This window comes from Desulfobacter latus (assembly GCF_013389365.1).
GTDB classification, from domain to species: Bacteria; Desulfobacterota; Desulfobacteria; order Desulfobacterales; family Desulfobacteraceae; genus Desulfobacter; species Desulfobacter latus.
Map to the genome: position 1 here is coordinate 1 of NZ_JACADJ010000066.1, position 22,860 is coordinate 22,860.

The 22,860-nt window shown below is 45.6% G+C and carries 20 protein-coding genes and 1 pseudogene; 12 read left to right on the forward strand and 9 right to left on the reverse strand.

Features of this window, described 5'->3' with window-relative positions:
* Positions 1–163: 163 nt before the first annotated feature.
* Entirely contained in the window at positions 164–475 is a 312-nt protein-coding gene (locus HXW94_RS15010) for a hypothetical protein (protein ID WP_178367714.1), read from the reverse strand.
* Between the two features lie 1,369 nt (positions 476–1,844).
* Between HXW94_RS15010 and HXW94_RS15015 the strand changes: the two genes are divergently transcribed.
* Complete coding sequence (locus HXW94_RS15015) at positions 1,845–3,455, forward strand: transposase (RefSeq protein WP_218576745.1); 1,611 nt, start codon at positions 1,845–1,847, stop codon at positions 3,453–3,455.
* A gap of 672 nt (positions 3,456–4,127) precedes the next feature.
* Here HXW94_RS15015 and HXW94_RS15020 read toward each other — a convergent pair.
* From HXW94_RS15020 to HXW94_RS15030, 4 genes and pseudogenes are all read right to left on the reverse strand, one after another.
* Positions 4,128–4,358 (reverse strand): hypothetical protein, encoded by a 231-nt coding sequence (locus HXW94_RS15020; RefSeq protein ID WP_178367716.1) that lies wholly within the window; start codon positions 4,356–4,358, stop codon positions 4,128–4,130.
* A 24-nt stretch (positions 4,359–4,382) separates the two neighbouring features.
* Positions 4,383–4,928, reverse strand: a complete 546-nt coding sequence (locus tag HXW94_RS15025; protein WP_343054658.1) for an IS91 family transposase — start codon at positions 4,926–4,928, stop codon at positions 4,383–4,385.
* A 61-nt stretch (positions 4,929–4,989) separates the two neighbouring features.
* Positions 4,990–5,139 (reverse strand): annotated as a pseudogene (locus tag HXW94_RS20415) (hypothetical protein); the annotation flags it as partial.
* A 155-nt stretch (positions 5,140–5,294) separates the two neighbouring features.
* On the reverse strand, positions 5,295–5,645 hold the full coding sequence (locus HXW94_RS15030; RefSeq protein ID WP_178367718.1) for a hypothetical protein: 351 nt from the start codon (positions 5,643–5,645) through the stop codon (positions 5,295–5,297).
* A gap of 510 nt (positions 5,646–6,155) precedes the next feature.
* Between HXW94_RS15030 and hysB the strand changes: the two genes are divergently transcribed.
* From hysB to HXW94_RS15050, 4 genes are all read left to right on the forward strand, one after another.
* Positions 6,156–7,112: a NiFeSe hydrogenase small subunit gene (hysB, locus tag HXW94_RS15035; RefSeq protein WP_178367719.1), complete on the forward strand. Its 957-nt coding sequence runs from the start codon at positions 6,156–6,158 to the stop codon at positions 7,110–7,112.
* Positions 7,113–7,147: 35 nt separating this feature from the next.
* Positions 7,148–8,590 (forward strand): NiFeSe hydrogenase large subunit HysA, encoded by a 1,443-nt coding sequence (gene hysA, locus HXW94_RS15040; RefSeq protein WP_178367720.1) that lies wholly within the window; start codon positions 7,148–7,150, stop codon positions 8,588–8,590.
* Between the two features lie 69 nt (positions 8,591–8,659).
* Positions 8,660–9,142 carry a NiFeSe hydrogenase maturation protease gene (hysD, locus tag HXW94_RS15045; RefSeq protein WP_178367721.1) on the forward strand — a complete coding sequence of 161 codons (483 nt, stop codon included), beginning with the start codon at positions 8,660–8,662 and terminating at the stop codon, positions 9,140–9,142.
* A gap of 278 nt (positions 9,143–9,420) precedes the next feature.
* The gene (locus HXW94_RS15050) at positions 9,421–11,409 is read left to right on the forward strand and encodes an HDOD domain-containing protein (protein ID WP_178367722.1); all 1,989 of its coding nucleotides are present in this window, start codon (positions 9,421–9,423) and stop codon (positions 11,407–11,409) included.
* Between the two features lie 6 nt (positions 11,410–11,415).
* Here the strand turns inward: HXW94_RS15050 and HXW94_RS15055 are convergent, their stop codons facing one another.
* On the reverse strand, positions 11,416–11,706 hold the full coding sequence (locus tag HXW94_RS15055) for a hypothetical protein (RefSeq protein WP_178367723.1): 291 nt from the start codon (positions 11,704–11,706) through the stop codon (positions 11,416–11,418).
* 115 nt (positions 11,707–11,821) lie between these two features.
* Between HXW94_RS15055 and HXW94_RS15060 the strand changes: the two genes are divergently transcribed.
* From HXW94_RS15060 to HXW94_RS15080, 5 genes are all read left to right on the forward strand, one after another.
* Entirely contained in the window at positions 11,822–12,730 is a 909-nt protein-coding gene (locus tag HXW94_RS15060; protein ID WP_178367724.1) for a glycosyltransferase, read from the forward strand.
* Between the two features lie 14 nt (positions 12,731–12,744).
* Positions 12,745–13,539, forward strand: a complete 795-nt coding sequence (locus tag HXW94_RS15065) for an endonuclease/exonuclease/phosphatase family protein (RefSeq protein ID WP_178367725.1) — start codon at positions 12,745–12,747, stop codon at positions 13,537–13,539.
* Entirely contained in the window at positions 13,536–14,219 is a 684-nt protein-coding gene (locus HXW94_RS15070; protein WP_178367726.1) for a TVP38/TMEM64 family protein, read from the forward strand. The genes HXW94_RS15065 and HXW94_RS15070 overlap by 4 nt, the downstream gene beginning before the upstream one ends.
* Before the next feature lies 1 nt (position 14,220).
* Positions 14,221–14,910: a hypothetical protein gene (locus tag HXW94_RS15075; protein ID WP_178367727.1), complete on the forward strand. Its 690-nt coding sequence runs from the start codon at positions 14,221–14,223 to the stop codon at positions 14,908–14,910.
* A gap of 142 nt (positions 14,911–15,052) precedes the next feature.
* Positions 15,053–16,714, forward strand: coding sequence for a hypothetical protein (locus HXW94_RS15080; RefSeq protein ID WP_178367728.1), 1,662 nt, complete (start codon positions 15,053–15,055; stop codon positions 16,712–16,714).
* 70 nt (positions 16,715–16,784) lie between these two features.
* On the opposite strand, the gene HXW94_RS15085 is transcribed toward HXW94_RS15080, so the two are convergent.
* Positions 16,785–18,206 (reverse strand): sigma-54 dependent transcriptional regulator, encoded by a 1,422-nt coding sequence (locus tag HXW94_RS15085; RefSeq protein WP_178367729.1) that lies wholly within the window; start codon positions 18,204–18,206, stop codon positions 16,785–16,787.
* A 383-nt stretch (positions 18,207–18,589) separates the two neighbouring features.
* Here HXW94_RS15085 and HXW94_RS15090 point away from each other — a divergent pair, with 383 nt between their 5' ends.
* On the forward strand, positions 18,590–19,723 hold the full coding sequence (locus tag HXW94_RS15090) for a heparan-alpha-glucosaminide N-acetyltransferase domain-containing protein (RefSeq protein WP_218576746.1): 1,134 nt from the start codon (positions 18,590–18,592) through the stop codon (positions 19,721–19,723).
* A 252-nt stretch (positions 19,724–19,975) separates the two neighbouring features.
* Positions 19,976–20,905, forward strand: coding sequence for a YitT family protein (locus HXW94_RS15095; protein ID WP_178367731.1), 930 nt, complete (start codon positions 19,976–19,978; stop codon positions 20,903–20,905).
* A 167-nt stretch (positions 20,906–21,072) separates the two neighbouring features.
* On the opposite strand, the gene HXW94_RS15100 is transcribed toward HXW94_RS15095, so the two are convergent.
* Positions 21,073–21,381, reverse strand: a complete 309-nt coding sequence (locus HXW94_RS15100) for a hypothetical protein (RefSeq protein ID WP_246294101.1) — start codon at positions 21,379–21,381, stop codon at positions 21,073–21,075.
* A gap of 130 nt (positions 21,382–21,511) precedes the next feature.
* Complete coding sequence (locus tag HXW94_RS15105) at positions 21,512–22,696, reverse strand: RNA-guided endonuclease TnpB family protein (RefSeq protein WP_218576747.1); 1,185 nt, start codon at positions 22,694–22,696, stop codon at positions 21,512–21,514.
* Between the last annotated feature and the right edge of the window lie 164 nt (positions 22,697–22,860).

Below are 22,860 nucleotides of genomic sequence, written 5' to 3' on the forward strand. Positions count from 1 at the left end.
TAATTATTTCAAATGGTTACTTATAAATATTTGAAATAATTATCTATTTGATTTTATCAATAAAATCAAATAGATAACCTTAAATAGACTTGATCTGAATCTGGCATTTGTTTTCAAAATTTACACCCAAATTAATAAGTAATTGAATTTGTTTAATAAAAAACTATCGAACCGAGGGGAATAAACAATGTATCCGTTCAATATCCTCCAGATGTTTAATCAGCCCTGGTGGTAATTTTGATAAATTAGCTTCTTTGGGCAAGGCAATTTGAAGCTCGGCTTCTTGGTTGTATGTAAAACGATGTATCAATAACTGGCCGATAGCTGTTTGTAATTGATGATGAGTTATATGAACTTTTACTTCTGTAATATATTGCTTACCATTTAGCGTAGAAATAATATCTGCTTCTTGGTTAACACCTTCTTTTGATGTTCGAACATATTGCAGAATACCTGAATATCCAATTTCAAACATATAAGGGACGACTCTTTCTTCTTGAAATTGCTTTTCAGACCTTGCACCTCTCGGGGTATATTTCCCTTGCAATCGAGTATGAACCCAATAAACACTTTTCGATTCATTTTTGAGGCTATTTGTTCATAGGTTAAACCTTCAGCCCTTAGACCTTTAATTTGCGATATCTCTTCAGATAAGTTCTCGTCATTAATATCTAATTCATTCAATTGCCCTATATCATCAGCTGTATGCCTTAATCTCTTTGGCTCATAGTTCTTATTTAGCCTTGCATTAACCCAATAGATACTTTTCCCGTATTTATGGGCAATTTCCTGCAAAGTCATTCCTTCTTCATGACGAAGTTTGTGAATTTCTTTTTTTATATCAGCTAAATTCATAATTTTCTTGGCCATTGACAGTTGCCATCGGGTTCCTTTTTGAAAAAAAAAAACGTTTAGTTAAGCGGAAAAAACACAACCAAAAATTTTCTACAACCAAGGCGTTTTCGTGTTTTTTTCCGCTTGAACGTCTTGTTACATTAACCGGGTCGAAGCCTCGCCGGTGCTTGCTTGGGTAAACGCAGGAGAATCCTTATTCTCAAACTTGGATTTAACAGCTCCGGTTATACAATTTAACTGGTAGAGTCCAGTGTCCATTGGGATTAAACCTCCTGGTTCATCCGATTCGACTTGAAAAAGGATCGAAAAACCCGGGAACCGGTGCTGATTGCCAATACCAGTCCCTGACAAGACTTTGCCTGTTTTTGATATCGGTAATTGTTTCCAAAGTAAAGCCTTTTATGGTTCCCTGGATATTTGCTATAAGGATGACGGTTTTTCTCAAAATCAAGGCCGGAGTTATTACTATTACCAACCGACCTAATCTATTCATAATCTACGCATTGTAAGAACGGGTCTTAAATAGCTTGCCCACTTTGCTATATCCGGGAGCGCGGGCGTCCCGGCCGCATGTCTGCAAGTATTTTAAAGATGCGGGCGAGATGCCCTCCCTCATAGGTTTTACTTCGGACTCATTCCTTCAACTAATGAAACGATAGCTGATCAGGCTATCGGCTGCCTTATTTTTTTTTAAAAAGTGATTTTTTTTAAGGGAACAAAAAAATGGCGGCCCCGACCATTTTTTTAAAAGCCCTTCAAAACCCCCTGTAGGAAGCCTTTACGGGTCATTTAAACGACATTTAAAAGGTGACGTATACCCCCTCTCACGCCTATCATTAAAAATGAGCCAAAACCACGATATGGTAATCAATATATATTGTTATTTCAATTAGTTATCAATGAGTAGCATTTGACTTCCCTATGTTTTTTTGCTAACCCATAACCCTATGAGTTTAACCCAAAATGCATCAAAAAATATAGCAGACCGCTTGGCCTGGCATACAGCAAACAGGGACCAGGCAGGCATCGCCAAAGATCTTGCCGAGGGTAAAGATATCCCCGAAGTATATGGCCTTGGTGAAGCTGGATTATTCGATGAGTTTTTTTACTTTCTTGATCATTTCGGATTTACCAACCTGTTCATGGAACTTGAACCAAAATCAAAACAAAGAAACAGTCCGGTCCCATTCATGCGTATCATTTTTATTTATATGATGCGTATTGTAGCCGGCCTTCAATTTTTCTGGCACACAGACTCTGTTCTTCTTCGAAGTCAGGCGTTAATGCGTCTTGTCGGATTTAACGGTAGGGAAATAAAAGAAGGGACGTGCAATCGGGGTAAGAAAAAATCCTCTTGCGATGAAAAAGACCCAATTCCAATCCGAGGACCGGTATCTTGTGATTTCATAAAAAATACGATGGCATCAATTGCTGCACCAACCCTGGAAAAAATGTTTAACAGGGGAATATCGATTTTAGCGTCACATAAGTTTTTCCCAAAAAAAATTAATGCTCTGCTTGATGCTTCCGAGATTGAATCAACAGAAAAATGTAAAGGGTGTGGGAAGGTAACCAAAGAAAAACCGCCCGAACTTAAACTTCGTAAAAAGCGTATTCGAAAAATTCTGGAAACTGTTTTTGGATTTAAAATATGGGTGGTTTGGGATCCAAACAGCCGCCTTCCTTTAGCCATGCGTTTCGCTACAATTGAGGTTCATGACATAAATTTGGCTCAGGAAGTGGTTCAGCAGGCAATTGACAATCTGGGGGAACATGCCAAAATCACTTCCCTTGCCATTGACCGTGGGTTCACGGACGGCATTTTTTTATGGTGGCTCAACAGTAAAAACATCACCTTTTTTATTCCTGCTAAATCCAACTTGGATGTTTATGACGATGCCTTGTCTTTAATTGGTACAGGCCATTCGGAAGTTAGAGACCAAATACGCACTGTGGGTGCCGGTAAAAATAAGACAACGGTTACAGATCATTGGGATGTTGAAGGTCTGGAAGAGTTAACGTCAGCAGAATTCTACGGACCGCGGGGCAGCGGCAGCCATCAAAACTCCAAAAGTTTTGTAGCCAATCCCATCAATGCTGTTGTGGTTAAGGATGATCCTTTTAAGGCTAATAATCCCGATTCCAAAACCCTGATTATTCTTACAAATGGACCTGTTGACAACCCCTTGGTGGTTTATGACGCATATGATGCCCGCAGTGAAATTGAAAACGCCTTATTTAGAGAGGCCAAGCAAGCCTGGTTCATAGAACGACCACCTATAAATACGAAGGCCGGTTTTATTGTTCATGTGTATCTCACCATTTTTGTCATGGCGCTGACAACAGCTTTCAGGGATTGGATGGACCAACAGGACAAATTGGATAAAAAAGGTCAAGACACCGGAATCAGGAAGTTCAGACAAAAAGTTAAAGAAGAAAATGGAAACAAACTGATTATATTTGATAAGGACCGGTATGCAATATTTGATGCGTATGAAGTTTTCATTCTTTGTGGCAGGAATGTACTCCGGCCAACCGGCACACCAGAAACGATCACCTCCCAAGACATATTAATAAAATATGGTGTACAACTGGAATAACCCTCAAAGACTCCACCTTCTTCTATGGAACAGGGATGAAATAACTTGGATATTTCATTTTACGACACCGTTGAATAACGATGCTGTCCAGCTATCAAATGGGGAAGTTATTTCGTCCCCATTCCTATCAAAATTTGGGCCATACGGATTTCCGGTAGGTTGGGTTGAGGAACGAAACCCAACGCCGATAAGTTGTTGGGTTTCACTTTGTTCAACCCAACCTACGCTGTGGCCGATGTTATGACCAAGCCCAAAATTTGGGTTACCGACGTAAGCCGGGACAGTTTGACCCGTTTGATCAAAGTCTTCCAGGGCGTCAGCCTTAAAGTAGGGCATCTCATAAGTGGCTTATTTTACGGGGTGTCCCGGCTTAAAACGATAGCCAAAATCTGTTGTCCGCTAAATTCGATTCCCCGTATGACCGCAATAAAGACGGCACTACTGAGCTGTCATCTTATGTTCGCTAAATCTCAGATTTTATTCCTCTTAGGTACTCACTTCTCAGTTTCTGTCACAAAAAAAAATGAGGTCGACCACATGAGTTGTGGTTTTCAGGTGTTAGACTTATGGTTCCGGGATCGTGCTTTGAATGGCAACCTACTTAGGAACAGGGATGAAATAACTTGGATATTTCATTTTACGACACCGTTGAATAACGATGCTGTCCAGCTATCAAATGGGGAAGTTATTTCGTCCCCATTCCTTATCATTTGTGGCCACTGATTTTTCACCGTTCAGGAATGATGGACAGTAGGTGGCCATCCGGGGTCCATTATTTGAAAGTTCCTTATGGCAAATATCCAGTGGTTCCCTTGCTTTCGCCGGAATTTGTTTGATCTCTATTTTGGGTAAGTCTTCTTTCACCACGTTGCCATGACCGTCCAACACCAGGACCGTGATCATCTTTCCCTTGCCGCAGGCCGGACATCAAGGTTGCTGTTCTTTCAGAGGGGCAGGATCAGGTGTGGCCTGGTCATTCAAAGCCTGACGTATTGCCGGTATATGTCTTCCGGCCTGCCCGTTGGGCAGAAACCCATAATATCTGATCCGGTGAAAATGTTTGGGCAGAACATGCCAGAGGAAACGGTCAATGAAGTCCATCACCGGCAAAGCGCTTGTTTCCCACCTGGATTTATTCCGGGTGTTTTTGAACCAGAATTCAACGCTATCATCCTTAACGGATATAATCCTGTTGTTGCTGATGGCTGTTGAATGGGTGTATCTATCGATGTATTTAACAACTTCGGCCGGCCCTGAGAACGGTGGTTTGGAGTATACCACCCAGGCTTTTGGAACGGTATGGAACAGCCATTGCCTGAAGGCGCAGAGACGGGAAAATTGAGCCAGTTCATCGGGCAGTTTTAACTCTCCCCGACTGTGGGCTGCAATCAGGCCGCTCAGGAATTTGGCCCTGAATACATTGGAAAGCGCTTTGACCGGAAACAGGAAGGTTGAACTGTATCGAGGCTCCACTTTCAAGATGGCCGCATGTGTCGCAGATCTCCCAGTGGGTGCCGAACTCCCCACACCGGCAATGTTCGATATCGTACATCACCTTGTGCTGACGAGGATGCAGCCTGTTTGAGGCTCTGAAGGCAGGACCGTATTCTCTGAAGATGTCGCCTACGGTTGGACTGGTTTCGGGTTTTTCTGGGAGCTTGCTATGGCTGCAAAGTGTTTTCATTGGTTGTCGAAGCCCGCAGCAGAGGAGAACGGGGGGAGACCCCCGTTCTCCGGCCAAGCTTGGGCCATCGGTTGGTAATCCTCATTTTATAGGCGTTTCTATTTTTATAAATGGTTTCAAGGTGTTGCATTTACCGTCCAGGTTTAATGTAACAGTTAGGTAGACGCCTTTTCCAAAATACTCAACCCGACGACTTTGTGTCCGGGATGCCGCCCTTGTTCAGGATCTGAAATATGGCGAATTTCCACCCTGTATACTTCCAAAGAAATGCCGGTTCCCTCCCGCCGAAGGGTCACTGGAAAGACCTGACCCTCCTGGATATAATCCAATATCTTGGAATCCTGTCTTGCCAGGATACCCAAACCGGTGTGACTCCAGTCCCTTAAGGGAAACTGGTAAACAATCATTGAACCTGGGAACGCAAATTCAACACTGGCACCTTCGGCAGCCGCGGTTCGCATCTGGGCGCGAAGGTCTTCGCTTTCTGAATAATTATCTGTTTTCATAATCAGCCCGATCGTTAGATTAGAATCAACATATATATTAAGCCTTTTTACCGAATCAAATCAACAAATTGTTTAAGGCCCATGATCGGAATAAAATCTTCCAAAATATGATTTAGAATTTTCATTCGTATTCAAGGCGTAACAATGGGAGCATATTAAATTAGCGCCCTTTGGGCGGGCTGTTAGGTGCTGGGTGCTGGGTGCTGGGAAATGGAAATTCCTATACTCTTGAAATATGTACTCATTGTCACAACGAAGAAGACGGATGAAAAGGCAAACCATATGGGAGCGTTTATTTTGATTATGGGTCTAAAGCCATGGCCTTCACAAAGCCATTGTATAACTTCCGGTTTTTCTATGAAAATATTGACAGAAAATCATCCTAAGCTATAGTAATATTTTAAGAGTATAGGAATTTCCAGTACCCAGTACCCAGTACCCAGCACCCAGTACCCAGTACCTAACACCCCGCCCAAAGGGCGCTAATTTAACATCATCAAGGAGGTATCCGTGAAAGACAAGCATGTGTTGTCTGAAACACAACAAAAAAAATCAGGCGTTACCAGGCGGTGCTTTCTGAAGGCCGTTACCGGTGCCGCAGCCGGCATTGGTGTATCCCAAGTCGTGAACCCTGCACTGGTTAAAGCCCTTGAAAAAGGACTGAAACGGCATCCGGTTCTCTGGATTCAGGGACAAAGCTGCACCGGCTGCTCGGTCAGCCTGTTAAACAGTGTTGATCCCCCAATTGCAGATGTGCTTTTGAAAGTCATCAGCCTGCAATACCATCCCACACTAATGGCCGGCGAAGGCGAAACTACCCTGGAAAATCTGTTTGGTATTGCCAAGGAATATGAGGGGAAATTTTCTCTTGTTGTGGAGGGTGCTATTCCTACGGCAGCAGAAGGCAAGTACTGTGTTATTGGTGAATACGAACATAAAGAGTACACCATGGTTGATCTGGTCAAAGCAGTGGCGCCCATGGCCGGATCGTGTCTTGCTGTGGGCACCTGTGCCGCGTATGGCGGTATTCCGGCAGCCGAAGGCAATGTCACCGGTGCCGCCGGTTGCAGGGAATTTTTTACAGATAACGGCATTAAAACCCCGCTTGTCAATATCCCGGGCTGTCCACCCCATCCGGACTGGATTGTCCTTTCGGTTGTACATCTGTTGGAAAAGGGTATTCCTGAACTGGATGACGAAGGACGCCCCATGCTGTTCTTTGGAGAAAATATCCATGACAACTGCCCCAGACTGGAAATGTATGAGGCAAATAAACTGTCCCGGACCCTGTCAGATCCTAAGGGTTGCCGTATGGAGCTGGGCTGCAAGGGCCCATACACCTATGCGGATTGCTACAAGAGAAAATGGAACAGCGGTCTGAACTGGTGTATAGATAACGCCGTCTGTACCGGTTGTGTTGAACCCGGTTTCCCGGATGAATCATCGCCTTTTTATGAACCGGCTTAAGTCACCGGAACAGATTTACACAAGGAGGAATTTTTATGTCAGGCAGCAAACCAGCCGCCGCACCAGCCGGCAGCACCAAAAAAATTAAAATCAGTATTGATCCGATCACAAGAATTGAAGGCCATCTGAGAGCCGAGGTAGAAGTAAAAAATGGTTTTGTGATTGATGCCCGCATGTCAGGCGGCATGTACCGCGGATTTGAACAGATTCTTGTGGGCAGAGACCCCAGGGATGCCGTCCAGATTACCCAGAGAATCTGCGGGGTATGCCCCACAGCCCATGCCACAGCATCATCACTGGCCCTGGATGATGCCTTTGGCGTAACACTTACGGACAACGGACGGATTGCCAGAAATCTGATCCTGGGCGCCAACTTCATCCAGTCTCATATCCTGCATTTTTATCATCTGGCAGCACTGGACTATGTGAACGGCCCGGACACGGCACCTTTTATTCCCAGGTATAAAAACAATGATATCCGGGTAACCAAGGAGATCAATGACGAAGGTGTTGCCCAGTATCTTGAAGCCCTTGAGATACGCAAAATCTGCCATGAAATGGTGGCGCTCCTGGGCGGCAAAATGCCCCATGTCCAGGGCATTGTCGTAGGCGGGACAACGGAAATTCCCACCCGGGAAGCCCTGAATGCCTATGCGGAACGATTCAAAAAAGTTAAAAAATTTATCATGGAAAAATATATCCCGGAAATATACACCTTAGCAGGGCCTTACGGCGATCTGCTCAAGACGGGTGTGGGCCATAAAAACCTGGTCTCCTGGGGCGTATTCCCCATGGACAGTAAGGGCAACACCTTGTTGAAACCAGGCGTTTATACAGACGGAAAAGACTATGACGTGGATCCCGCCCAGATCAAAGAATATGTTAAATATTCCTGGTTTGAAGACGGCACCACAGGCCTGAATCCCACCAAAGGCCGGACCCGGCCGGAACCGGGTAAAACCGGTGCATACTCATTTATCAAGGCGCCCAGATACAATGGCAAACCCCATGAAGGCGGTCCGTTGGCCAGAATGTGGGCCACCAATCCGGAACTGTCCCAAACCGGCCAAAAAGCCCTGGGCGTTAAAAAACTGCGTGATATCGGCGATGCCTGCTTCTCAATTTTAGGTCGCCATGTGGCCAGGGCTGAAGAAACCGCCCTGGTTGCCGACGCAGTTGAACAATGGCTTGCCGAAGCCACCCCGGGCCAGGAGACCTTTGTCCCGGCGGCCATACCCGAAAGCGCACAAGGCCTTGGCATGACAGAAGCCCCCAGGGGTGCCCTGCTCCACTATGTGGACATCAAGGACGCCGTGATCTCCAATTACCAGATCACCTCTGCCACCATCTGGAACGCCAACCCCAGGGATGACATGGGCCAAAGAGGCCCCATTGAAGAGGCCCTGATCGGCGTCCCCGTACCTGATGTGGACAATCCGGTGAATGTCGGACGCCTGATACGCGCTTACGACCCCTGACTGGGCTGCGCCGTCCACGTGCTGGACGCAGATACCGGCAAGGAAATCAAAGTGGAAGTTCCTTTGTAAATGAAAAAATTACTGGTGCTTGGTGTGGGAAATATCCTGATGCAGGACGAAGGCATCGGCGTCCACGCCATCAATGAATTCTGGAAGGAAAAAGAAGATTGGAAAGACGCGGACGTGGATTTCATCGACGGCGGCACCTTTACCCAGGATATCTTTTACCTGTTTGAAGCATATGACAATATTCTGGTGCTGGATATTGTCCGGGCCAACCAGACACCCGGCACCATTTTTTGCCTGGAAGAAGACCAGTTGAGAAAAGATAAAAAGCAGACGCTCTCGTTACACGATATTGATCTTTTAGACTCTTTAAGTATGGCTGAGATTCGTGGACACCGGCCGTATCTCAGGGTGGTGGGCATTGAACCGGCCATCATTGACTGGGGAACGGAACTTACACCGGATCTGGCAGCCGCCCTCCCCGATTATTTAAAAATTGTTCGAAAACACATTAATGACATCCTTGGGTCATCCAAAATGGCCTGATATAGCCGCTCACCTCTATATACAATTTAAATTAGCGCCCTTTGGGCGGGCTGGTAGGTACTGGGTACTGGGTACTGGGTACTGGGTACTGGGTGCTGGGAAATGGAAATTCCTATACTCTTTAAATAGACGACCACCAAAAGCGCCTTTCCTGACCGTAAATCAAGAATGAAATAGTAAAGTTGGCCTGTACAGTTCAGAAGGAAAATGATAATAGAAAGGAAGAAACAAAAATAATCCAAATCCAAATTTCTTGATTTCCTAGGATAATTTTTATAATGGACAACATACTGAGTCTCCCCAGTGATTCTGATATCAAAAAAGTCCTGAAAAGAGATGACAAGGAAGTGCCGGGGTTTGCCCAAGTTATGGCTAAAATGCTCACCGTATGTAATGACCCGAACACCTCCATTGAAGATGTAGCCAAACTGGTCGAAACAGACCCGGGGATCACCGCAAAGGTGCTGGGTATTGTAAACTCTTCTTTTTTTAGTCTACGATCCAAGGTCTCGGCCATTTCAGAGGCGGTGCTGTTTCTGGGAATTGATGAAATTAAAAAAATTTGCCTTGGCGCGACTTTTTTTCAAAAAATGGTCAAGTCCGGCCAAGAAAACCAATTTGACCGGACGTTCTTCTGGCGTCACTGCCTGTGCGTAGCAAGTCTCAGTCAGGCCATTGCAGATGAGATAGGATACTCCCGCCCTGAGGATGCTTATACAGCAGGCCTGTTGCATGATTTTGGAAAAATTGTTCTGGACCGGTCCGGCCGTGTGAACTATGCTGATTTTTGTAAAAAAGCCGATACCTGCACCGGCCCCCTGGTTGACGCAGAAAGGGATATTATAGGGATCAGGCATGATGACCTCGGGGCTTATTATGGAGATCGCTGGGGATTTCCCCCAAAGCTTTGCCTGGCCATACAATACCATCACCGTCGGTTTAGCCATCTGGATCTTTGCAAAGAAGACATGCAGTTTATTTGTATTGTCTGCCTGGCTGATTTCCTGGCCTGGACCCAGGGCATGGGCTCTATGGATGTAATTTCTCACTTAGCACTCCAGCCCGAGGTTGAAAAAAATATCAGGCTTGACCGCATAAACTTTGAAGCCGTGATCCAAAAAATGGATGAAGAAATTAAAAATACAGCCGAATTTTATGAATTCAAATTCCCTTCTTCAGATCAGTATCGCGCCAACCTCCTCAAGGCCAATTTAAGATTAAGTTCCATCAACTCGCGTTGTTTTGCCCCAAGAGAAAAAGAAGTCCATGGCGAAAAGCGATCTGTAACGACAAGCATCACCGCGCCCCACAGCAGCCTGGAGCCCCCAAAAATTTTATCAGCGACCCTGAAAGCCATTTGTCAGGATTTTGGGTTTGACCGGGTTTACATATTAAGGGCAGCTTCCCCGCTGCGCCGTCTTCAGGTCACAAAATGTCTGAAACAGGACAGTTTCTCAGACCAGTTGGCATCTTATTATATTTCCATAGATACGGCGGATAACGGTTTTCTCCAATGCCTGAGAAATAAAGAGCCGGTTGTCATCAACGGTTCCCTGCCGGGCGAAAAAGAGGTGCTGGAAAGGTTTTCAGTCTCCCAGATGCTTGTAGTTCCTTTTTTCAGCCATGATAAGGTGATTGGGCTTTTGGGGATGGATCATGCCGTATCCGGTAAAAAAATTGAGCCGGGCCTGTTTTCATCTATTGCTGTCGTGGCCAATGAGCTTGGGCTTGCCCTGGAAAATGCCTCGACCTATAAAAAGGCAAAGGCTGCATCTTTGCATGACGCGCTGACCGGGCTGCTGAACAGAATAGCCGTTGATAGGCTTTTAAAAAGATCTTTTTTAAAAGCTGTCAACAAAAACATTGCCCTTTGCATTGCTATGATTGATGTAGATCATTTTAAAAAATTTAATGATATGTTCGGCCACCAGGAAGGAGACAATGTCCTCAGACTGATCGCAAACACCTTAAAAAAAATGTCGCGTCCCACTGACCATGTCGGCCGATATGGTGGAGAGGAGTTTATCGTTGTCCTGAATGATACAGTTCCAGCCCAAGCAGTTGTTTATGCCGAACGAATTCGAAAAGAGATTGAGCATCTGGGCCATCTGCTTTCTGATCGTTTCCCAGGGCTTGGCCTGACCGTGAGTATCGGCATCAGCTGTTTTAAAAGTGATATCAAAAACTATGACACCCTGGTGTCAAAGGCGGATAAGGCCCTGTACAAAGCAAAGGACGCCGGCCGGAATCGGGTGGTTTCAGCATGAGTACAGCTATTCGGTAATTGGATTCAAAAACCCATCACACCTTAGGGGCATGGAAATTTTTAAATTTATAGTATAGGAATTTCCAGCACCCAGCACCCATCTTATCTCTTCATCACATATCTCCTTTTTCTTGGTCATATAAATGTAAACCTTTATAAACTTAAGCATATCTGCATTGACGAATAAATAAGGTGTACTCTGTAATTTTTTGTAAATGGCTCTGAGCAGCAGGGAGAAGCTACAGGAAAAAACCCCATCAGTTTGCAGTAAACCAGATATGGTAAATCCTGATTTCATAATCTACATAATCCAAGGGGACCGGAATGCATAAAAGCATCTATTTGAATATAAGCCCAATTATGATGGAGTAAGGCATTAAAGAACCTTTTTTCCAATTTTACAGGAGACCCATATGAAAATCTGTATGTTCACCAACACCTACCTGCCGCATGTCGGCGGCGTGGCCAGATCAATCCACACGTTTGTTTCAGACCTTAGAGCTGCCGGTCACAGCGTGCTGATCGTGGCACCGGTTTTTCCGGACTGCGAATCCCACGACACCTCAGAAGAAGATATTATCCGGGTACCCGCCATTACGGAAATGAGCGGCAGTGATTTTTCCTTGAGGCTGCCGATTCCGTTCTATGTGTCTGAAACCATAGAAAAATTCAAACCGGACATCATTCACAGCCACCACCCCTACCTGATGGGAGACAGTGCGTTTCGTGCCGCCCGGCAGCGCTTACTGCCGTTGGTATTCACCCACCATACACTGTATGAAGAATACACTCACCATCTGAACATGGATGTTCAAGCCATACAACAGTTTGCCGCCAATATTTCAACCCAATATGCCGGCCTGTGCGATCATATCATTGCCCCCAGCAAAAGTCTCTCAGACCTTCTCAGGACGCGGGGCGTGGACAAGCCGATCTCTGTCATTCCCACCGGTGTGGACATACCGTTTTTTTCCAGCGGAAACGGCAATGAATTCAGAAATGCTCACAATATTTCAAAAAAGCCTTTTGTGATCGGACATTTGGGCCGCCTGGCGGCCGAAAAAAACCTTGATTTTCTGGCGCAGGCTGCGGCGGGTGTTATAAAAAGCAGACCGGACAGTGTTTTTCTGGTGGTTGGAGAGGGTCCGATTCGTGAAAAGATCCAAAGCATTTTTAATACCTATCATGTAGAAGACCGCCTGGTTTTTACCGGCAATCTCAAAGGAAAATCCCTTGCCGACGCTTTGAAAATAAAAATAACAAAAGGTTTCGAGGATTTTTCAAACTGCTTTCCCGTAACCATTGGTTTTCCCGTCTTTTAAATTTGCCTGTCTGCATGGGAAGCCCCGGGGATACGGGACTTATACTGATCCAGATCGACGGCCTTTCATACCGTCAGTTCCAGACTGCGCTGGGCAAAAACCGTATGCCCTATTTAAAACACCTGCTGAATAAAAACTATAAAAATATCCGGTCTTTTTTTCTTAAAAAGCAGAAGGCGCAGAATAGGGACGAATCCAGCAGAACGATCAGTGCAGATGAAATCAGAATCACCACCATGGGTCCTTTGGGGCACATCTACCTGCCCCGGCAGATTTTAAAAAAAGATCTGAAAGCAGCCGCATGGGAACTGGTCGTTTCAGCCGCCATTCCCCTGGTTTTTTTTCAGGACAGACAGGAGATCTATGCATGTGATCAATACGGGCTTTTCAGGTTATCAGACGGCGTGGAACGAATTCCGGGCAAACAGCATCCCCACCGGGACCGGGTTATTTCGGACCTAAAACGCATCTGCAGTCACCAGAACGCCGGAGATCTGGTCATATCCGGATGGCAGCAGCATAAAAGGCCGCTTTCCTTCAGCACCGAATGCGGTGCCCACGGCGGCCCCGGCAAAAATGAAACCCATCCGTTTCTGTTGATTCCTTCCAACATGCTGACGGATGAAAAAGTGATTTTTCGGGCAGAAGATCTCAGGCAGGTCGTACAGACCCATTTCCATTTTAAAGTTGAATCCGTGGTCGTGCCGGATTCATACCAAGCCCGCCGGGTTTCCGACCATCTGCCTGTTCTTTCAAGGCTTTCTTTGAAAGAAGAGCCGGTTCAAAACAAAAAGGAAGCCACAATATGAACCGAAACATGACGGACAACAAACTGATCTTTGTAAAAATAATTGCTGCCGTGGTATTGCTTATGTTGATATTGTCAGTTGGTCTGTACCACGAGCAGGTTACCCTGTACTGGCAGAAGCTTCAGCAGGGACAGACCCATCCGGCCGGTTTAATTGCTGCATATGTAATTCTTCCTATAATCGGATTTCCCATTATGCCACTGCTGATATTATTGGGCATTCGCTTTAACGCCCTGTACGGCATCATCATCATGACATTGACCATGCCATTTCACCTGGCTGTGTCCTACTGGCTGGTCCACACCCATATTCAGGCCTGGATACGCCGACAGGCCGAATCCCGCGCCATCCGTATCCCTAAAATCCCCGAAAAACATCGGTTTCGCTTTGCTTTTTTATTCATGGCGCTACCCGGTTTATCCTATAGCCTCAAAAATTATCTTTTGCCCATGTCCGGACTTTCTTTTTTTCCTTTTCTGGTCTGCGGGTGGCTGCCCCAGGCGTTACTGAGCGTACCTTTTGTGATCATGGGCGCTGCAGCCACACAATACAGCCTCATAATGATAGGCATCCTGGCACTTGTTTATGCGGCATTGATGTTTTGCGGTAAATGGATAAAAAAAAGGTACCGCCAAACGATAGACACAATCTACAACCGAAAAACAACAGGAGAATTTTAAAATGAACCCAACCAAATGGCTGCCATGGAATTTCATATTGAAATGGGCTGCCAGACGGTATGATATTCTCGATCCGGTCACCTTACTGGCGAGAATCAGACAGTTTGGCCGGCCTTCGGAGGTGATGGAACCCATAGAGCTGCTCAGGGCAGGTATTTTATTTCACGCCCGAGGCGTTATCAATACCCGGGCAATTCAATACAACCTTGACTGGATATGGCCTTTCTGGGTTGAAAAACAATTTTCGCCCACAGATCCATCTTTTATTCCCAGAGGTTTCTCGTTCAGCCATATCAATATCACCCACAGGAACTGGACCATGGTGGGTCAACCGGATCTTGGGATATACCCGCTGGTAGATCCAAGAGGGCTTGTCACACCGATCTTTGATGCCTGGTCCATAGACGCCTGGCTTTTGACCGAATCAGGAAAACTGATTGTCCCATCCCAGGTCAAAGACGCCGAACAGACAATGGAATTGGAAAAAGATCTGCAGGTCATCACTTCCATACGGGATGACGGCGCCAAACTTCGTTCCACTACATGTGTGACCTACGATCGACATCGAAACAGCAATTCTAAATTTGGAACAACCCAAAAACTCTCAATTTTTTCAAGCAGATATGATAGAATTTTTTTTGACAATAAAAAACTAAAATTTGAATTTCAAAGCAAATCGATGAAAAAATGAGAAAACATGACTTTGGTTAAAATCAACCAAATGGGTTAACGATTTGATATGTAAAGATAAAATCCAAATTGAGAATTGCTGACATCGAAAAGCATATCTTGACATCAACCTGGAAGGCTGTCTTAAAAATGAAAACGGATGGTTGATTGCGGCCATAAGGCCTTACAATCCCGAAGGGATTTCATTTATTGACCACTTTGACTTTCATGAGATTGAAAACCGGCTGGAAATAAACCGGAAAACGGATCTTTTTTTCAGCACATCACCCGCCAAAGTTCTGTTCAATGCATACGAAGATGGGGATATTGCCCACGATCTGCATCGCAGCCCCGAAGCGAACCAGGTCCACTGCCCTATTGGCATGGCAACGGGTGCCGTTTTATTCCCGGTAAAAAAGAAAGAAGCAACCCATATCTTATGCCGGATTCAACTGGTTCCGGAAAAGAAAGCGACGTTACCGGCAGTTTCAACAGATCCCCATCCGCTGCAGCAGATGCGTTCCCAGGCAGCCCGCCTCGAAATTCCGGATAAAAAACTGTCTTTTCTATACGATGCCGCCGTAAGCACCCTGCTCCTGTTGACGGCGGATGAAGCCTATCCCGGGCCTTATACCTATCGCAGATTCTGGTTCCGGGACGCCTGTTTCATGATTAATGCCCTGCTGGGACTTGGGCTGGCAGAAAGAAGCCGGCACCACATCATGCAGTTCCCGGGACGTCAGACGCTCAGCGGCTATTTTCGATCCCAGGAAGGCGAATGGGACTCCAACGGCCAGGTTCTCTGGCTGGCTGACCGCTATTTTCAATTAACCGGTGAAACGCCCGATCCGGGTCTTATATCCAGTCTTGAAAAAGGGGCGCGGTGGATCCGGGATAAAATACGACACAAAAATGATGGAAAGCGCCATGACGGCCTTCTGCCGGCCGGTTTCAGTGCAGAACACCTTGGCCCCAATGATTATTATTACTGGGATGATTTCTGGTCCCTTGCCGGTTTGCGGGCCGCTGTATCCATGGCGATCCGTCAGGACAAGGCCGCACATCAAGATGATTTGGAAAATACGGCAGACAAGCTTGAAAACCGTATTTTTGAAACCATCCGGGAATCACCGGGATACCAGAAACACGGAACCCTACCGGCGTCCTGTTACCGCAGAATGGATGCCGGCGCTGTGGGGTCGCTTGTGGCGGATTATCCGCTGCAAATCACCGGGTCAAGCGATACAACTATCATGGACACGGTGAATTACCTGATTGAAAACTGTTTTTTGGACCATGCTTTTTTTCAGGATATGATTCATTCCGGCATGAACGCGTATCTGACGCTGAGTATCGCCCAAACCCTTCTCCGCAGCGGTGATAACCGCTACCGAAGCCTGATCAGGGCTGTTGCCGATCTGGCCTCTCCCACCGGTCAGTGGCCTGAAGCGATTAATCCGATTACAAAAGGGGGGTGCATGGGAGATGGACAGCATGGATGGGCCGCAGCAGAATGGATCATGATGATGCGGCATCTGTTTATCCGGGAAGAAGGACATACGCTGGTAATCGGGGAGGGCATATTCCCGGAATGGATAAAGCAAGGAACACGGCTTTCATTCGGCCCGACACTGGTGCCGGGCGGCCGATTAAAAGTGAGCCTCAGCGGACCACCGGAGCAACCGGCCTTATCTCTGGAATCAAAATTTCACGGGTCCCCACTGCCCTGCAGGATTGCCGTGCCGGGATATAAAGCATTACAATCGAACACATCCGTCCCCAACCATATTCTTGAACCAATCTCCAACGGGAAAAATGCGAACTGACAATCATACAGGACAAGGCCATCATCAAGTCCCCTGTCCTTGTGCATTGTTTCCATGGCCCTATCACTTTTTATGTCCGGGGTACCCCTGTGTTTTTATAATTTTCCTTGAACAGGGAGTGCTTTTTCATCAGTTTATGGAGCTGGCGGGTCGTGATACCGGCGGCGGCAGCGGTGGCATTTACTTTCCCATTGCATTTTGTTAAGAGCAGGTCCAGGTATTTATGTTCAATCTTGCCAAGTTCCTGCTTCCTGACTTCGGAAAGGGTTAAGTTCCGGTTAATATTACCGGGCATCGGCTTAATAGGCGGGTATGTAAACAACTCCACCGGGAAATTTTGCGGCCTGAGAATGGATGTTTTTTCTAAAATATAGGCCCGTTCCAGAATGTTTTCCAATTCCCTGATATTACCCGGCCATGAATAAGCTAAAAAAGCTTCAAGCACCTTGGGGTGAACCTCTGTAATATTCTTGGAGTGAAAGGTGTTGAGTTTTGCCAGAAAAAGCGCCGCCAATTGGGGGATGTCCTCTTTTCTTTGCTTGAGAGGCGGTAGTTCCACGGGAAAGACATTCAGGCGGTAATACAGATCCGAACGAAAAAGCTTGTCATCGCATAACTGCTTTAAATCAATATTGGTGGCGGCAATGATACGCACATCAGCCCGGATGTCCTCTTCACTGCCCACCCGGTGAAAGACACCATCCTGGATGACCTGGAGCAGCTTGATCTGTGCCGGCGGGGTAATGGTGCCGATTTCATCCAGAAAAATGGTGCCGTTCCCGGCAATTTCAAATTTACCCAGTTTACGTTTGATGGCGCCTGTGAACGCGCCCTTTTCATGGCCGAACATTTCACTTTCTACCAGGGTATCCGGAATCGCTCCGCAATGAACCTCGATAAATCGCTCATTTTTTCTTGAAGAAAGCCTGTGAATGAGTCGGGCGGTAAACCCTTTGCCGCTGCCGGTTTCCCCGGTTAAAAGCACGGTACTTTTAGTGCCGGCCACCGCATGAATGTTCTCAAATACGGCTTTCATGGCCGGACTTTTGGTATGGAGCAATTCAAACTCATCCTCCTGCCAGACCTGCTCCCTGAGATAGTCCAGTTCCGATTCCGCCCGGGTCTGTTCAATGATGCTGTTGATCACCAGCCGGAGTTCATCAGGCACCAGGGGATAGGTCAGATAGGATGCCGCACCGTCGTGAACAATACTCACAGCCTCCGGCAACAATTCGGGGGGAGCCATGACAATAATACTGATATTGGGGCAAACCAGGCTGATGGTTTGAAAAACCGCCTTATAGCTGCTTTCGGCAGCAGCCTGCTGAAGAATTTCAATATCCACAAATACAAACTCGGGCTTACTGCGGCGCAAGATCTGAAGGGCCGTACTTAATTGCCGGCCGGCAGCAATCCGGTAAACAGATGACAGACTGTCCTGGATGCCTTTTAAAGCATCCATCTGCCTGAGAATAAAGTGAAGTTTTTTCAATATGCTGTTATGCCTTGTATTTTATCACACCATTCCGGCCAATATGATGGTCCAAGAAAGGAATTTAAAATTCCTATTTAAAGAATCCCAGAGGGAAATGCAATGCTTTTGTTCTTTGGAAAACTTCCACAGACCCTTCGACTTTAAAAAAAGAACTAAAGATTCTTTTTTATTCCATCCCAAAACATTTATTATCTTACAACCCACGTTCAATTTGCTTCTACCGTTGGCGCAGGCACAAAAGAATCGCATGTAAAAAAAAGGTAAATTAACCTTTTTTCCGTCACTGGCGCGCTTTATGAATCACAAAAAGTACCCAGGCTGTACTGTACCTGGAAACAAAAGGCAAGATGATCCAAACAGATGCAGGAAAAACGAATATAATGGACAATATTTATAGACCCAGGGCAAAAAGGATACAAGGATATGACCTGGCAAGGGGTGTGGCTATATTTGCCATGGTAATCATTGATTTTAAAACATTTTTCTGTATTGATGAAACCTTTCCGGAATGGCTTTATACGTTTATTGAATACATGGATCGGAGGGCGGCTGTTGCCTTGGTAATGATTGCTGGTGCCGGCATGACACTCATGTTACGCAAAGCCGAATTGACAAAAACCCGGAATACGCTTTTTAAAAGAGCTGTTTTCCTTATGCTTTGCGGCATTCTGATCGCCAGGATATGGCCGGCGGATATTCTGCATTTTTACGGTTTTTTTATTTTAATCGGGCTGACAATGGCTCAGCTTTCCGGTCCGGGTCTTTTGATCGGGGCTGCCGTCTTCTGGCTGGTCGGTTTTCTGGGGCTTTCCGATAGTGCTTACGGGTACCTGGAAAGTTTTACCGCCGGCAGCCTTCCAAGCCGGTTCGCAAACCTTTTTTTCACAGGCTATTACCCGGTTTTTCCATGGGCAGCACTCTATCTCTTAGGCATGTGGATAGGACGGCGGAATTTAAAAAATCGCCATGTCACAATAACGCTTTTGAGTTCTGGACTTTTAGTGGCAGTATTATCAGAGTGTGCAGGATATTTTATTCCCGGCATGGCCATAAAAACAGTTCTGGCCCATGGCGCCTCTGATGAAACCGCCGCATACATTTTTATTCTGCTGTCCAAGCTGACCGTTATAGACCTGACTCTGCCAAGTCCGGTTTCCATTGTTTCCGGGGCGGGTACCGGGCTTTGCGTTATCATGCTGAGTTTTCTGTGTGCCACCAGTCTGAAACAGAGACCACTGCAATATTTCCTGATTGCGGGAAAAAACACCTTATCTCTATATGTACTGCATATTCTTTTTATCAAAGGATTTGAGACTCTTCCGGGTATCGGGGAGGATTATCCTATCCTTTGGTGCACTGCCGGGGCAATACTTTTTATTACGACCTATACGTTATTAATGCGCCAATGGCTGAAAAAATTTGCAATGGGTCCCCTTGAAAGCGCCATGCGGTATTTCCCCTTTGTTAAGGCCCCACGGATCATGAAAAAAGATCCTGGTACTAGTACAGGTTAACAGCCCGGATATCAATCGGAATATCGGAATAAGAAATTCTTACAAAAAGGCAAAAAAAGAATCAATTCTTCTTTTTTTGTCGGATCAAATACCGACAAAACAGGCCAACTAACCGTAAAAACAAAGACATAAAAAATAGCACAGATGTGGCACAAGCATTGCTAAGATGCTGTCCAATGATTAACGGCTGGTTTATTCCGGCAGAACAATATCCAAAAAAAATTATATACCCAAAAATACATGGAGAACCAATTGAATAAGACAGCCGCGATGACAATGAAACATACCGTGATGGCTCATCCGGTGTCCGGTTCAGGCAAGATGTTGACCGGAACCGCTGCCATCAACAGTATTTTATACAACTCATTCTTAATCACTTTAGGGTCCATCCTTTGTGCCTGGACCATCAACACGATCCTTGTTCCCCATCAGTTCCTGAGCGGTGGACTGGCCGGGGTTGCCTTGATTATGCACTATCTTTGGCCCCAGGCATCGGTGGGCAGCCTTAACTTCCTGTTGAATATACCGATTCTTATAGTGGGCTGGTTTTATGTGGGCCGGCGCTTTATGCTTTACAGCATTTTCGGGATGATCGTTTTTTCCATGGCCATGGAGTGGATTCCCGCAACCAGCCCTATTGAAGATCCCATGCTGGCGACCCTGCTTTGCGGCATTGTTTCAGGTGTGGGCTGTGCGCTGATATTAAAATCCGTGGGATCGGCCGGGGGAATTGATATTATATCGGTTATCCTGCTCAAACAATTCTCCATCCAGCTGGGAGCCTCAACGCTTTTTGTAAATGCCGCAATCCTTTTAGTGTCCATGCTTTTATTCTCCATGGAGTCAATTCTTTATACATTGATTCATATATTTGTGGCCTCCCGGGTGATCGATCTGGTCATAACAGGCATGAGTAAACGCAAAGCTGTTTTCATTGTCTCTAAACAATGGAAAGATATCCAGCAACAAATCTTCAAACAGTTAAACCGGGGCGTGACCATTATTAACGGGTGCGGCGGATATACGGGAGAAGAGGAAAACCTGCTTTATACGGTTGTCACCTTTGGTGAACTGAGTCACTTAAAGGCCCTTGTGAAAAAGACGGATCCAAACACATTTCTGGTGGTTTCCGATACCTTTGAAGTTATGGGCTATGGTATTGGGAACCAGCCCCATTGGTGATTATAGATTAGATCAGCCCATGGCTGTTAAATTGACGCTTACTGCTTACACCAATTATCCCCCGTCCCTAAAAAGAGTACAAACCAAACCCTTTCGTGCTCTTTTTATTTTTTTTCGTAATCTGGGAATGACAAGTGTCAGATACCATTTCATGCGTTACAGATGAGTTATCTGGTATTATTTTTGATTTTTAATTTTGTTTTTTCCGGGTTGGTTTCAAGGTGTTTGTAACGCTTCAGTGAAATATCAGCAAATGTTCCTAAAATCCTTTTGATATCGGAATTATTCCAGATATTTTGAAAACGTTCCTGTTTCAGCAGGCTATCTTCAATCAAATAGCTCTTTTTTCCATCTGTTTTAAGGCGGATATCCTCAGAATCAATTTTCACACTATCTTTAAAGATATCATTTAACAACTTAATCACGGTATAATTAAAAAACTTCTTAACATCTTCAGTTGATTCAGCGGTGTTCATTTTATTCCTGAATCCATGAAGGACTTCATTCTCATGTTTGCTGAACGAGATCTGTTTCGTCATAAGCTTCTCCTAATTAATGGAATGCCGTTTTACACCTGATTAGCTATTTATTGTGAGCTACCCAAACCTAAAGGCGTTGGGCTTCCTGCTTCATAGAGGTTAGCCCAACACCCAAAAAGGTAGTGGGTCTTACATCCTCTCCACAGGCTTGGAGTTCCGTGGCTCCCACGGTATTGAAATTGCGTATGTTTATTGCAGCATTAATATCCCTATCGTGCTCTGCTGAGCACTCAGGGCAAGTCCAGAACCTATGCTGCAATTTTAAATCATTATTAACGTACCCGCAAACATTGCAGGTTTTACTGGAAGGGAAAAATCTATCAACTGACTTAATACTGGAGCCGTATTGACATGCTTTATATTCGCACTGCAATTTAAAGCTACTCCAACCACTGTCACTGATTGATTTGGCTAAATTATGACACTTCACTATACCGGCAACATTGAGATTTTCAAGACGAATTGTCCCATGGCTACGTACCAGTCGATTGCTGAGCTTATGGAGAAAATCAGAACGTTGATTTGCTATTTTCTCGTGAAGTACAGCAACACGGCGACGAGCCTTGGCTCTATTGGCGCTTCCCTTTTTGGTTCGGTTAAGCGCTTTCTGGAGACGTTTAAGTTTTTTCTCAGCTGCTCTCAAGCAGGCAGGATGTTCGATCTTTTCACCTGTGGACAATACGGCAAAGTGATGCAGTCCCAGGTCAACCCCAACAGGTGTCAAATTATTAGAAAATTCAAATATTTCAAGCTCACACAGTACCGAAACAAAATACTTACCGCTCTTGGTTTTCGAGACGGTGATGTTTTTCATTTTGCCCTCAGTGGGTCGGTGCAACACCAATGCTACCCATCCAACTTTAGGCAGGTATATATGGGAATCTGTGAGCTTAAAACGTTGTGGAAATCTAACTGCCTGATGGTCGTCCTTATTCTTAAAAACGGGATAGCCCGTACGGCCCTGAAAGAAGTTTACAGAGGCAGTATCCAGGTCTTTGAGTTTCTGCTGCAGTACCTGAGAATCAGCCTCTTTAAGCCACGGCAACTCCTGCTTGAGCTTAGGCAGCAAAAGAGCTGTAGCTGTGTAGGTCAGACCTTTGCCGGTTTCTTTGTATGCCTGTTTCCGGGCATTAAGTCCATAGTTGAAAATAAACCGTGCATGTCCGAACTGCACAGCCAAATGCTGTTGCTGCTGCTTATTCGGGTACATACGGTACTTATATGCGCGATGTATTTTCATAAAATGCGGCAAGGAAACCCCTGAGTCTTTAGCTCAGGGGAGGAATTGGCGCCCTCCTTATAATAATTTAGTAGCCATGCACCGGACCTTAGCACGTCGTATTGTAGGAATAACCGTCAGATGCATGAAGCAGCCTGCAATATTTCCAGCTAATGCCCTGTACTGTTTTGTCCACT